At 28.2% G+C, this 13,091-nt stretch carries 15 protein-coding genes; 7 read left to right on the forward strand and 8 right to left on the reverse strand.

The window, feature by feature from the left end; translation table 11 throughout:
* Nucleotides 1-8: 8 nt before the first annotated feature.
* The 3 genes from ACIJYE_RS06090 to ACIJYE_RS06100 are packed head-to-tail and all read right to left on the reverse strand — an operon-like array spanning nucleotide 9 to nucleotide 3,379.
* Nucleotides 9-1,274, reverse strand: coding sequence for a hypothetical protein (locus ACIJYE_RS06090; protein WP_435089993.1), 1,266 nt, complete (start codon nucleotides 1,272-1,274; stop codon nucleotides 9-11).
* A 28-nt stretch (nucleotides 1,275-1,302) separates the two neighbouring features.
* Nucleotides 1,303-2,493: a class I SAM-dependent methyltransferase gene (locus tag ACIJYE_RS06095; protein WP_435089994.1), complete on the reverse strand. Its 1,191-nt coding sequence runs from the start codon at nucleotides 2,491-2,493 to the stop codon at nucleotides 1,303-1,305.
* A 1-nt stretch (nucleotide 2,494) separates the two neighbouring features.
* Nucleotides 2,495-3,379, reverse strand: a complete 885-nt coding sequence (locus tag ACIJYE_RS06100; RefSeq protein WP_435089996.1) for a dihydrodipicolinate synthase family protein — start codon at nucleotides 3,377-3,379, stop codon at nucleotides 2,495-2,497.
* A gap of 49 nt (nucleotides 3,380-3,428) precedes the next feature.
* Between ACIJYE_RS06100 and ACIJYE_RS06105 the strand changes: the two genes are divergently transcribed.
* Entirely contained in the window at nucleotides 3,429-4,391 is a 963-nt protein-coding gene (locus tag ACIJYE_RS06105) for a glycosyltransferase family 9 protein (protein WP_435089997.1), read from the forward strand.
* Here the strand turns inward: ACIJYE_RS06105 and ACIJYE_RS06110 are convergent.
* Nucleotides 4,388-4,891 carry a J domain-containing protein gene (locus ACIJYE_RS06110; protein WP_435089998.1) on the reverse strand — a complete coding sequence of 168 codons (504 nt, stop codon included), beginning with the start codon at nucleotides 4,889-4,891 and terminating at the stop codon, nucleotides 4,388-4,390. The two genes, ACIJYE_RS06105 and ACIJYE_RS06110, sit on opposite strands and share 4 nt — an antisense overlap.
* Before the next feature lie 16 nt (nucleotides 4,892-4,907).
* Here ACIJYE_RS06110 and ACIJYE_RS06115 point away from each other — a divergent pair, with 16 nt between their 5' ends.
* Nucleotides 4,908-6,983, forward strand: a complete 2,076-nt coding sequence (locus ACIJYE_RS06115) for a S9 family peptidase (RefSeq protein ID WP_435090000.1) — start codon at nucleotides 4,908-4,910, stop codon at nucleotides 6,981-6,983.
* Between the two features lie 103 nt (nucleotides 6,984-7,086).
* Entirely contained in the window at nucleotides 7,087-7,533 is a 447-nt protein-coding gene (locus tag ACIJYE_RS06120) for an Hsp20 family protein (protein ID WP_435090001.1), read from the forward strand.
* A 41-nt stretch (nucleotides 7,534-7,574) separates the two neighbouring features.
* On the opposite strand, the gene ACIJYE_RS06125 is transcribed toward ACIJYE_RS06120, so the two are convergent.
* Nucleotides 7,575-7,880: a hypothetical protein gene (locus tag ACIJYE_RS06125; protein WP_435090003.1), complete on the reverse strand. Its 306-nt coding sequence runs from the start codon at nucleotides 7,878-7,880 to the stop codon at nucleotides 7,575-7,577.
* A 127-nt stretch (nucleotides 7,881-8,007) separates the two neighbouring features.
* On the opposite strand from ACIJYE_RS06125, the gene ACIJYE_RS06130 reads away from it, so the two are divergent.
* A complete protein-coding gene (locus ACIJYE_RS06130; RefSeq protein ID WP_435090004.1) occupies nucleotides 8,008-9,318 on the forward strand; it encodes an NCS2 family permease in 1,311 nt (436 codons plus the stop codon).
* Nucleotides 9,319-9,357: 39 nt separating this feature from the next.
* Here ACIJYE_RS06130 and ACIJYE_RS06135 read toward each other — a convergent pair whose 3' ends face one another.
* Nucleotides 9,358-9,891 carry a phosphoribosyltransferase gene (locus ACIJYE_RS06135; protein ID WP_435090005.1) on the reverse strand — a complete coding sequence of 178 codons (534 nt, stop codon included), beginning with the start codon at nucleotides 9,889-9,891 and terminating at the stop codon, nucleotides 9,358-9,360.
* Nucleotides 9,892-9,924: 33 nt separating this feature from the next.
* On the opposite strand from ACIJYE_RS06135, the gene ACIJYE_RS06140 reads away from it, so the two are divergent.
* Nucleotides 9,925-10,812, forward strand: coding sequence for a hypothetical protein (locus tag ACIJYE_RS06140; protein WP_435090007.1), 888 nt, complete (start codon nucleotides 9,925-9,927; stop codon nucleotides 10,810-10,812).
* On the forward strand, nucleotides 10,813-11,103 hold the full coding sequence (locus ACIJYE_RS06145; RefSeq protein ID WP_435090008.1) for a DUF1330 domain-containing protein: 291 nt from the start codon (nucleotides 10,813-10,815) through the stop codon (nucleotides 11,101-11,103).
* Here ACIJYE_RS06145 and ACIJYE_RS06150 read toward each other — a convergent pair.
* Both ACIJYE_RS06150 and ACIJYE_RS06155 read right to left on the reverse strand, forming a co-directional pair.
* Nucleotides 11,100-11,735 (reverse strand): DNA-3-methyladenine glycosylase family protein, encoded by a 636-nt coding sequence (locus ACIJYE_RS06150; RefSeq protein ID WP_435090009.1) that lies wholly within the window; start codon nucleotides 11,733-11,735, stop codon nucleotides 11,100-11,102. The two genes, ACIJYE_RS06145 and ACIJYE_RS06150, sit on opposite strands and share 4 nt — an antisense overlap.
* Nucleotides 11,728-12,612, reverse strand: a complete 885-nt coding sequence (locus ACIJYE_RS06155) for a DMT family transporter (RefSeq protein WP_435090010.1) — start codon at nucleotides 12,610-12,612, stop codon at nucleotides 11,728-11,730. The genes ACIJYE_RS06150 and ACIJYE_RS06155 overlap by 8 nt, the downstream gene beginning before the upstream one ends.
* A 35-nt stretch (nucleotides 12,613-12,647) precedes the next feature.
* On the opposite strand from ACIJYE_RS06155, the gene msrA reads away from it, so the two are divergent.
* On the forward strand, nucleotides 12,648-13,091 hold the full coding sequence (msrA, locus tag ACIJYE_RS06160) for a peptide-methionine (S)-S-oxide reductase MsrA (protein WP_435090012.1): 444 nt from the start codon (nucleotides 12,648-12,650) through the stop codon (nucleotides 13,089-13,091).

Below are 13,091 nucleotides of genomic sequence, written 5' to 3' on the forward strand. Positions count from 1 at the left end.
ACGAAAAATTAATTGTTATTTTTTGCTCTTTTTCTTGCGATTAACTGTGTGAGTGAGTCAACCATTGTATCTGAAGCTTTAAAAATTTCATTGTTTTTAAACTCATGAGAAATATTTTTTTCAGGATTTGTTTTGTCTTCAATAACTATACCCTCATCTGGTGAATTATTTTTTATGTAAATTAATAATAGCCATTCGTCATCTGTTGACTCATCCCACTTTACAAAAATTTCTCCAGTTTCGAATCTTCTATCAATGCATCGAAATATAGACATATGTCTTGTGATGTGCCGTTTGTTTAATTGAAATACTAAACTACTTGCACTTCTATAAAAACTTTCAAGAGCAAATTCTATTTTTTGTCTTGCTATAGTGTATTCTTTTTCTTTAAGTAATAATGTTTCTCTATCTTCATTACCTTGAATTTTTACTCCTAAAGCCTCTACTCTTTCTCTAATTTTTTGATCTCTGATAATTCGATATTTTTCTTTTAATTTTTCTATTCTTTCTTGTAAGCCAGCATAATCATCTCTTTTTTCTTTAAGTGATATTCTCTCAAGTTTTTCTAATTCTTTTACTTCTCTAACTCTGAATTTATCAATTTGTTTTTCTAATCTTAATTGTTTTAAAAACTGTTTTTGTTTTTCAGCTTGTTCAATTCTTATTAAGGCTTGTTCTTTTCTCAAAAAGACCTTGATATCTTTTGTTCTTTGTTTTTCTAACTTAATTTCTTCTTTTAAAGCTTGCTCTTTTAGTTTGATCTTTAGTTCTGCTTCTTTTTGTTTTTCATTTTCAAGCTCAATTTTTTCTAATCTTTCCCTTTCTTGTCTTTCTAGTTTTAACCTTCTCGCTTCATCTTTTTTTGTAGTTTTGTATTCAAAAATTGTATTTGCAATTTTATCAAAAAATGCCTGTATATATTTTTCCAAACTAAAGTTTATTTTAAAATTTATTTCAGGTTTTAAAGAATTTTGAAAATTAATTATCTTTAAAATAAAATTTACTTTTTTTGTTTTTTTTGATGTTTGTATTTTATTAGTCTTTTGTTTAAATCTAATTTTTTTAGAGTTTTTGATTTTTTTAGTACTTTTCTTTTTTGCTGGGCTTTTCTTTTTTGCTGAGCTTTTCTTTTTAGCTGGACTTTTCTTTTTAGCTGGACTTTTCTTTTTAGCTGGACTTTTCTTTTTAGCTGGACTTTTCTTTTTAGCTGGACTTTTCTTTTTAGCTGGACTTTTCTTTTTAGCTGGACTTTTCTTTTTTTTTGATTTTTTCATGTTCAGGAAATTTATTTCTATCAATTATTTATTGATAAATATAGTCTCTTGTAACTGGAGTTGATGTATAATTTTTTGTTAATTGGAACTGATATACAACCTGATCTCCCCACTTAAATGCCATTTCACATCCAGCTAAATAGAACTCCCACATCCTAAAAAATTTTTCATCAAACATTTGAATAATTTTTTCTCTATTTTTAATACAATTCTCTTTCCAATGTCTTAACGTATGAGAATAATGAAGTTTCAATACCTCAATATCTGCAACGATTAACCCCGCTTTCTCAATGGGTGTAGTGACCTCGCTTAAGCTTGGTGTGTAGCCTCCTGGAAAAATATATTTAGTTATCCAAGGATGAGGGTCTCTTGGTGGATTTACTGATCCAATTGTATGAACTAAAGATATTCCATCAATTTTAAGCAAATTATCTAATTGTTTAAAAAATTTTTTATAAAATTTTCTACCTACATGCTCAAACATTCCAACACTTACTATTCGATCAAATTTTTCATTTAGTTCCCTGTAATCTATTAATTTAAAGGTCACTTTATTATCTAAATTAAGTTCTTTTGCTCTTTGAATGCAATAATTAAACTGATTTTTTGATAATGTTATTCCAGTTACACTACAATCTATACTTTTAGCAATATCGATTGCTAATGACCCCCATCCACAACCTATATCAAGCACTTTTTGATTTTGTTTAATATTAAGTTTTTTGATTATATGTTGAATTTTATTATTTTGAGCTACCTCTAATGTATCATTTTCATTTTTAAAATATCCACAAGAATACTGTCTTTTAGGATCTAGAAATAAATCGTATAGACTGTCTGAAATATCGTAGTGATGTGACACATTCATTTTTGATTTTTTAATAAAATTAAAATTTGTTAAATATCTGTAAGAACCTCTTAATCTATTTATCAAATAGCTAAAAAAATTAAGTTCATTTCTACCAAAATTCATTAGCGCCAAATCCAAAAAGTCAGAAATACTTCCGTTTTCAATTAATATATCCCCATCTGTGTATGCTTCTCCAAAGTAAAGATCTGGATGAAATAACAATTTATAATAAAGTTTTTTATTTAAAATTTTTAATTTAATTGGATTGTTTTTTTTAGGTGTCCCAATAATATAACTTTTGGCGTCTGCATCGATTAAAATAAAGCCATCTTTCTTAAAAACAGTATTTAAGAATCTTGCCAATTGCATTTTATGCAGCCATTAAAGATTTTATTGAAAAATTAAGTTTATCCAAACTATCAACTAACTCTTGTTCATCTTTTAAATTAAGAGTGTTGAGGGGAGGTAAAACATTTTTGTAAGATTGGTCTTTTGTTGAATAAAATGTATGAAGTCCTGATATTAAATTATATTTTTCAAATATATTCCTTACATCACAAAGTTTTTGATTAACTGTCTGATCTTTACCTGCAAGAAAGTCGTCATAAACTTTTCTTGCTAATTGTGAAGTAACGTTACAAGTAGCTGTAATAATTCCTGAACAACCTAACTCAAGACCTTTAAATAATTTTGACTCTGATCCAGGCATCATAGAAAAATTATCTAATTTCAAATTTTCAAAAAGATTATACGAACTATCTTTAACTCCGACAATTTGAACAGGAAACCTTTCAACTAGTTTTTGAACACATTCAACACTGAACTTATAACCACATAATTTTTCGAAGTTATAAAGAACAATTTTACACTCAGGTACTGACTCTATAATTTTGGTGTAAAAATTAATTACTTCCTTATCACCATATTTATAATAGGCTGGAGGCATAATTAAAAAATTTTCAAATTTCAGAGAGCTAGCAATTTTCATTAAATTAATTGTTTCCCCTAGTGAATTTAATCCTGTGCCAATCATATACTTATCTTTATATTTACTTATTGCTAACTGGTTTAATAAACTGATTTTTTCTGAAATTGGAATAAGTTGAGCTTGTCCAGTACTCCCAAAAATTGCTGCTCCATGGCACCCCCTATCAATAACCATTTCAGCATGCTCAATCGTCTTTGCTATATTTAATGTTAAATCATCATTTAAAACTGACATAGAAGCCGCATAAATGCCTTTAATTTTACTCATAAGTAAAATTTATATAAAAATATCAAATAGTAAAGTTTATAAATTAAATATGAAAATATTAGCTATTCAAAATAGAATGGGAATCGGCGATACAGTAATTTTTTTACCATTTATCCAGGCAATATCAAAAAAATATAATACACCTGTAAGTATACTTGTAAAAAAAAGTTCAAAAGCAGAACAATTTCTTAATCAAACAAATTACATAGATAAAATTATTTTTCTGGAGAGAGATAATCAAAAAAAAGAAAGGCATAATGGTGTATTTGGATCTTTAAGATTAGCAAATGATTTAAAAAAATATAATTTTGAAAAAGTTTTTATTTTTAATTCATCTTTAAGATTTAATATTATTGCAAGACTCTCAGGTATAAAAAAAATTTATCAATACCCTCTTTTCGAAAAAAATAAACAACACATAATTGATCCTGCGAAAGATTTAATTAAAAAAAATTTAAATACTGATATTAGTAATGTGCCTGAAATTCAGATAGATGATTATTTGAAAAAAAAAGCTGTATTAAAATTTGATATTAATACTAATGATTTGAATATTCTTCTTGCTATTGGAGGATCTGGACCAACCAAAAGAATTCCATCAAAAACTTTTTTATATATTATGGAAAAAATTAACAATATCAAGAACTGTAAATTTTTTTTAGCTACAGGAAAAAATAAAGAGGAACAAATTATATTAAATGAAATAATGAGTTCTAAATTTAGAAATAAATGTATTCCACTTGATACCTTAAAAATTTCTGAAACTTTGCCAATTATAAAAAGTTGTGATGTTTCGATTTGTAATGATACTGGTTTTAGTCATTTATCATCTGCACTAGGAATTAAAACAATTACACTAATGGCTGATACACCATTAATTTATGGATCGTATAGTTCAAACATGTATCCAATAATACCAGACGGAGAAACTACAGTAGGTCATAACACTTTAGGAAGAGATAGAATAAATCCTGAAAAAATTTTTAATCAATTAATGTCAATTATAAATTAAGAAATATCTTTAAGAATTATTTCTTTTGCTTCATTGACAATAGACGATAACCTTGAAGTTTCAGGTGAAACATCTGGGTGTATTTTTTTTTGGATTTTTATATAAGCCTTATTCAACATTTTTTTAGTTGGTTTATTATTTATATCTAAATTTAAAATCTTATAAGACTCAGAAACAGAAAGTGAAGATGAGCTGCTTTTTCTTGATTGATTAAAAGAAAATCTTCCAGATTTTCTCAATGTTTGAATAAGTCTAAATAATGAAAAAATTTGGATTATAGAAAGTCCTTTTAGTTTAACTAAAGCTAAACTAAGCAGCGTCAGTGGTAACGTAAGTAAAATTTTTCCACCCATAGCAAATAAAATTGCAAGAATGAATAAGACCAAAATTGTCAATATCCTCAAATTTTTTGACATTTTTTTAAGAGAAATATTTGCTAACCATTTCAAAGAAAAATATAAAATAGTTAAAATTATCAGTGTATAAATTATTATATTCATATATTTCCTACATATAATGAAAATACCATATCTAAAAAAAAAATCAGAGATTAAATCTTGTCACAATGTTCAGTGGGAAGATAATTATAGTTGGATACATCAAAAAAATATTTTGGAGGTTTTACAAGATAAAACAAAACTAGATCCTGAGGTTAAGAGATATTTAGATGAAGAAAATTTATATGCAGAGCATCACTTAAAAGATACTAAAAATCTACAAAAAAAACTATTTGATGAAATTAAAGGAAGAATAAAATTAGACGATGAATCTCTACCATACAAAGATCATACGTATGAATATTGGACTAAAACTACAGCTATTGGAAATTATTCAATTAAACTTCGAAAGAAAATAGACACAAATGATATTGAGGAAATTTGGAACGGCGATGAAGAAAAGGCGAAACTCAAAACTGAATATTTTGGTGTTGGCGATTTAGAAATAAGTAATAATGATAAATACCTAGGTTACTCTCTTGATACAAAAGGATCGGAATATTATACAATTTTCATTAGAGATATTAAATCTAAAAAGATTATAACAAAAGAAATTCCTGAAACTTCTGGGGGTATTACTTTTAGCTTAGATGATAAATATATCTTTTATTCTAAACTTGATGAAAACCACCGTGCAAGAAAAATCTATAGACATACCATTGGTAATTTAAACAAGGAAGATGAGTTAATCTTTGAAGAAAAAACTGAAGCATTTACTGTAGCTTTAAGCATAAGCTCTGATGAAAAATATTATTTCATTAATACATCTGATCATAATACTTCAGAGCAATATTATTTTGGAATAGATGAAAAAAAACCAGTTCCTAAATTAATTATGACACGAGAAAAAGGGATACTTTATTCTGTAAACTCTTGGGATGGAAAGTTTTACAATCATACAAATAAAAATGCAGAAGACTTTAAAATTGATTTATCTGATAGTCTGGTAAATCAAAATTGGAAAACTTTTATCTCTCCAAAAGATGAGGTTCTAATTGGAGGGCTGACTTTTTTAAATAATTGGATAATTCGTTCTGAAACTTCAAATGCACTAGACAAATTATTTATTAGAAATATTTCTACCGATGTTGAAGAAGAGCTGATATTCTCTGATGAAAAAATTTATGTTCCTGGGGTTTCTTTAACTCAAAGAGATAGAAATACAGACAATATATATCTTGGATATTCATCTCCCAAAACACCATCAAGAGTTTATTTATATAACTTGTCAAGCAAATCAAAAAAACTAGTTAAAGAACAGGAGATACCATCTGGCCACAAATCAGATGACTATATTGTTGAAAGAGTTGAATTTAAATCACATGATGGACGATTAGTTCCTTTAACAATCACAAGACATAAAAAAACTATAATTAATGGCTCAGCAAACTTATTGCTCTATGGATATGGTTCTTATGGTAGTTCCATGAGTCCAAGTTTTTCCTCAACAAGATTGAGCTTGATAGATAGAGATATAATTTGGGCTACTGCGCATATTAGAGGTGGAATGGAAAAAGGCATGAAATGGTGGAAAGAGGGAAAACTAACAAATAAGAAAAATACTTTTGAAGATTATATTTATGCTGCAAAATATTTAATTGATAACAAATATTCATCTAAAAAAAAAATAATTGGAATGGGGGGATCTGCTGGAGGATTATTGATGGGTGCTGCTGTCAATCAAGCTCCAGAGCTATTTTTAGGAATTATCATGGCAGTACCATTCGTTGACTCTTTAACAACAAATCTTGATCATTCATTACCCTTAACTGTTGGAGAATTTGATGAATTTGGAAATGCTAAAGATAATAAACAACATTTTGATTATATTTATTCTTATGCACCTTATAACAATATTAAGAAAATGGACTATCCGCATATTCTAATCACAACTAGCTTGAGCGATAATAGAGTTCTATTTGATGAACCAGCAAAATTTACTGCAAAATTAAGAGAGTACAAAACTGACAATAATGTACTACTTTTAAAAACTGAAATGAATGCTGGGCATGGTGGAAAATCTGGAAGAGATGGTGCTATTGAAGAGATAGCAATAGATTATGCGTTCGCTTTAAAAATATCTAAAAAAATTTAGATATTTTTTAACCTTGAAATATTTAAAATAGCTCCCATATATATACCGTCGGTCGCCTTATGGGGCTTACATAAAATAAACTTGCTTAACAAAGGAGAATATTATGACAGGTAAGGATCTATCTATATTTAACTCACTAAGACCTTTTTCAATTGGTTTTGATGATATGTTTGATCAATTTGAAAATATGTTGGGAAATGGTAATTTGACAATGCAATCAAATTATCCACCATACAATATTAGAAAAACAGGTAAAGATAACTATGCTATTGAAGTAGCATTAGCAGGCTTCAATAAGAATGATGTTGAAGTTGAATTTGAAGATAATTTATTAACAGTAAGAACAAAGGAAGTTAATAAATTAGATGAAAATAATGTTGATGGGGAAATCATTCACAAAGGTATTTCTCAAAGACAATTTGCAAGATCGTTCACTATTGCTGATGATGTAAAAGTTAATAGTGCTGCACTAAAAGATGGTCTTTTAACAGTATCTTGCGAAAGAATAATACCAGAACATAAAAAGAAAAAAATTATAGAAATTAAATAGGTTTAATCTTACTTGCGGGGATATATTCCTCGCAAGTATATTTAAAAACATCCGTTGGATACAAATCCTACAACAATTGACTTAGAATTTATTTCAAATCTTCTCTCACATGGAATTCCATATTTTTTAGTATTGTAAACAAATTCAAGATTTCCTTTTTCATTTTTAAAATCTTCATCGGGCTTGCCTAAATCCATTTGTAAAACACTAGAAGACTTTCCAATGAATTTACTTAGCTTTTGGTTTTCTTTCTCAACAATTATATCTGTCTTTTCTTTAATTGTTTGACATCCAACAATCATCGTAAATATAAAAAATGTAATTAAGTATAATTTAATTTTTTTCATAATTAGATGATAACAACTCAATTATGGCTTAAATATAAACTTCTTAGTTGAAATTTGTGAATAAACACTAATTTTATTAGGTATTTGAACTAAGAATCGAATAATTTCTCATCTATTAGGAGGACATATGCTTGAAAATTATTTCAATTATAAAAAACACAAAACAGATTTTAAAACAGAGGTAATAGCTGGAACTACGACATTCCTAACTATGGCCTATATAATGTTTTTAAATCCATTTATCTTATCGGGAGAATTTGCCGGACCCGAAAAAGGTTTCTTTGATTTCGGCGCAGTATATACGGCAACAATATTGGCAACAGCATTAGCTTGTTTTATTATGGCTTTTTATGGAAAAACTTGGCCAATAGGACTTGCTCCAGGAATGGGGATTAATGCTTTTGTAGCTTTTGGAGTTTGTGCCGGGATGGGATACTCTCCTCAAGAAGCTTTGGGTGCAGTATTAGTTGCGGGAATATTGTTTTTAATTATATCTCTAACACCTATTAGAGCTTGGTTAATAAACTCAATTCCAAAAAGTCTTAAACTAGGAATTGGCGCAGGCATTGGATTATTCTTAGCAATTATTGGGTTACAAATTATGGAAGTTGTTGTTGATGATCCAGTTACACTTGTAAGATTAGGCGACTTAAGCAATCCAATAGTTTTATTAGGCTGTGCTACATTCATAGCGATAGTTGTATTAGAAAAAATGAATGTAAAAGGTAATATTATTATTGGTATTTTAGTATTCAGTATTATTTCTTGGGCTGCTGGTCTTGCTAATTTTAATGGGATTGCAAGCTCACCACCACCAATGACTTATCTATTTGACTTTGATTTGTCTGCTGCAATGACAGCTGGGATGTCTACTGTAATATTTACTTTATTGTTTATCGACTTTTTTGATACAGCGGGAACATTGACTTCAGTTGCAAACGTAGCTGGTAAAGTTGATAAGCAGGGAAAAGTTCAAGATATTAATAAAGCAATGCTAGCTGATAGTGTTGGTACTGTTGCGGGTGCTATGATGGGAACTACAACTGTAACAAGTTATGTTGAGTCAGGTGCTGGAGTTAAAGCTGGTGGAAAAACTGGAATGACATCTCTTGTAATTGGTTTGTTATTTTTGGCATGTATATTTTTTGCTCCCTTAGCAACTAGTTTGCCAAAACAAATTGATGGGGCAGCTTTGCTTTTTGTATCTGTTCTCTTTGTTAGAAACATTACAGATATAGACTGGGATGATATCGCAGAATCTGCTCCTGCAATTCTTGCGATGATTGCAATGCCTTTGACGTATAGTATTAGCAACGGTATTGCTTTAGCATTTGTATCTTATGCTTTAATAAAAATATTTACTGGTAAGTTTTCAACTACTTCACCAGCAATATTTGTAATTGCGATACTTAGTGTTATAAGTTTTGCAGTTGCTTAATTAAAATTTAATGGGGCTAGTTTAACCTAGCCCTATTAGTTAATTTCTCTTAATAATTTCTTCAATAGACAATTCTTCATAATGTTCCGTTGGCTGGACTATCCATGGATCAGAATCTAATTTTACTGGACAAAAATCTGGCTCAAAAGTTGATGATTTTTTTTTCCATAGGCAAGCAGTTTTAACTTCTTTAATATAATCTTTAGTGGGTCCATAATTTTTTAACCACTCGATACTTTTGTTAAGTGTAAGACCAGTATCTGAAAGATCATCTATTAAAAGTACTTTGTTGTAGTCTTTATTTTCAGCTAATGAGCTTATTTCTCTAGCAAACATTAATTGGCCTTGTTTGTCTTCCATGCCATCTCCTGAATAACTTTGAATAACTATATAAGCAATCGGTAGCTTCAAAACTCGTGAAAGAATATCTAATATAGGAGCTGCACCTCGCATAATACCCACTAGAACTGTTGGTTTGTAATTTTTATGGATTTCTACTGCTAATTTTTCAACAATTTTTGTATATTGGTCAAAACTTATTATTAATTTATCTGCCATAAATTTTATTATCATATTAAAATAATTTAAAAAGATTAAAAAGTAACTATGAAAATATTTGATTGTTTTATGTATTTTGATGAAGATCTAGTACTTGATCTTAGATTAAATATTCTCAATAAATATGTGGATTTTTTTGTAATTGTAGAAAGTACATTTACACATAAAGGTGATAAAAGAGAGCTAAAATTTAATCCAAATAAATTTGAGAAATTTAAAAATAAAATTATATATCTTGTGTATAACCAAGAATCATCAAAAATAGATCTGATTAGCTCTAGTGACTCAGAAAATGAAAAATCAAATAAATATATTATGAATGCTGTGTTTAGAGAAAATGGACAAAGAAATTTTATAATTAATGGACTTAATGATGCAAGAGAAGAGGATATGATTCTAGTTTCAGATGTTGATGAAATACCAAATTTATCAAATTTAAATTTTAATGAAAAAACCTCAAAAATTGTCTTATTCAAGCAAGATATGCTTTATTATAAGTTTAATCTAAAACTGCCAAATTTAAAATGGATTGGTACGAAAGCTTGTAGAAAAAAAGATTTTGAAAGTCCTCAATGGTTAAGAAATATTAAAGACCGTAAGTATCCATTTTATAGAGTTGATACTTTTTTTTCAAAAAAAAAATATATAAATTGTGAATTTATAGATAATGGTGGATGGCATTTTACTAATTTAAAAACTGCAAAACAAATAAAGCATAAACTTCAATCATATCTACATCATACTGAATTTGATAAAAATCCTTTATCATCAGAAGAAATAGATGAAATTATAAAAAATAAAATAGCTATTTATGATTTAACTGCCGATCAAAGAGCAAACAAAATTGGTGGAAATAAACTTGAAGATTATCCTTTACATAAACTTCCTAAATATTTACAAAATAATTTAGATAATTTTAAAGAATGGATAGATTAAATGAAAAAAGGATATTGGATAAGTTTATATATAAAAATTGAAAATCAAGAAAATTTAAAAAAATATGCTGATACAGTTACACCAATAATTAAAAGTTTTGGTGGTGTTCCTCTTATTAGAGGAGGAAAATATGAGACACATGATGGAGATGAATTCACAAGATCTGTTGTGTGGGAGTTTCCAAGCTATGAAAAAGCAGTTCAATGCCATAACTCTAAAGAATATCAAGATGGCTGGGAATTTGCCAAAGACACTACGTCAAGACATATGCAAATTATTGAGGGCTTTTAATACTGAATAGGCTCTGGATCTATGCTTCGCCATAAGTACCACGTTGCCACAGAACAATAAGGAGAAAATCTTTTATTTAATAATTTTACGTAATTCTCGGGTGGTAAATATTCTTTTTTATAATTTTTAGAAATAGCTCTTAACAAACCAATATCTTGAATTGGCCAAATATTTGATCTATTAAAAGTAAACAATAAAATCATTTCAGCTGACCACCTACCAATTTGTCTTAGTTTTGAAAGATATATAATTGCCTCCTCATCTGACATACTCGAAATGAGTTTTGGATTAAATGTCTTGTCTAATGTTTGTTTGGCTAGACTCTTTATCCCTTTAACTTTTTGTTGACTTAATCCACAATTCCTTAATTGAGTTATGGAAAGCTTAGAAACAGTTTTTGCACTAATTTTATTTTGACATTTTTTTTTAAATTTTAAAAAAACAGAATTAGCAGCAGCAACACTAATTTGTTGACCAATAATACTTTTACATAATGAAAAGAAGATATCTTTTCTTGTTGTTAATACTGCCTCTGATGGAGATTTATATTTTTCAATTAAAGAATACATTACCTTATCCTTTTTAGATAAATATTTTTTTGCTGCACTCCAGTATTTGGGTGATTTACTCATGTCTGGTAGTTGATGGAATTTTTTCTTTATGATAAATTTCTCTTCTAAAAATTATAATAGAAGAAGATACTACAAGCAAAGCACCTATCAATGTTTTTGCTGTTGGTATTTCGTTCCAAATTAAATATCCAAAAATAATTGCAAAAATAAGTGATAAGTATTTTAATGGTGCTACTTGTGACACTTCTGAAAGCTTGTAAGACTGAGTTAAAAATAGATTTGCAGATCCACCCATAATTCCCACCATTATCAAAAGAATAAAATCTTTTAAGTCTGGCATCACCCAACCAAATGGTATTGTAAACAAACTTGCAATTAATATCATTATGCTAAAAAAAATTGATATGAGCCAAATAGGTTCAGTAGTAGATAGTTTTCTTATAGTGATAGTAACAAATGACATGCCAATACAAAAAATTAAAGGTAAAGAATAAAGATAATTCATTTCTTTAATACCTGGTTCAGAAATTATTATTACACCTACAAAACCAATCAAGACTGCCATCCATCTGTAAACACCTACCTTCTCGCTTAATGCAAAAATTGATAACACTGTAATAAATAAAGGTGCCGCAAAAGAAATACTAACAACAATTGCTAAAGGAAGTTTTCTTAAAGCAACAAAAATTGCAATTAATGCCATTAATCCCATAATACATCTAAAAAAATGTTCTGTTGGTCGCTTAGTTTTATAAAATGTTTTTAGTTTTTCCTTAGGAATTAAAAAAAAAGTGGGAATAATTCCAAAAAAACCTCTAAAAAACATTACTTGTCCTGTTGGATAATCTCCAGACCATTTCACAATTAAATCCATAATTGAAAAAGTACAAACTGATAAAAACATGTACAAAAAGCCTAATTGATTTTTACCCAACATAAGAATAATTTGTAAGTTATATTAATTTATAATCAATGGAAATTGCAATTTTAGGCTTAGGATGTTTTTGGGGACCAGAAATTAAGTTTGGCAAACTTAATGGTGTTATCAAGACTGAGGTTGGGTACTGCGGAGGCAATAGTAGTCAAACCAATTATAAAGAAGTGTGCTCAGGCAAAACAAATCATGCAGAAGTGGTAAAACTAGGTTTTGATCCTGAAATTATTTCTTACGAAAAAATTATTGAATTTTTTTATGAGATACATGATCCAACTACTTTAAACTCTCAGGGCCCAGATTTTGGAACTCAATACAGAAGTGAAATATTTTATTTAAATGATCAACAAAAAAAAATAGCAGAAAATATAACTGAGGATATAAATATTAAATTATCAAAAAAAGTTGTAACAAAGATTTCCTTAGTAAAAAATTATTGTCCAGCAGAAGACTATCATCAAAAATATTTAAAGAAGAGATAA

The sequence above is a fragment of the Candidatus Pelagibacter bacterium nBUS_30 genome (genome assembly GCF_051201245.1).
Taxonomy (GTDB): domain Bacteria; phylum Pseudomonadota; class Alphaproteobacteria; order Pelagibacterales; family Pelagibacteraceae; genus Pelagibacter.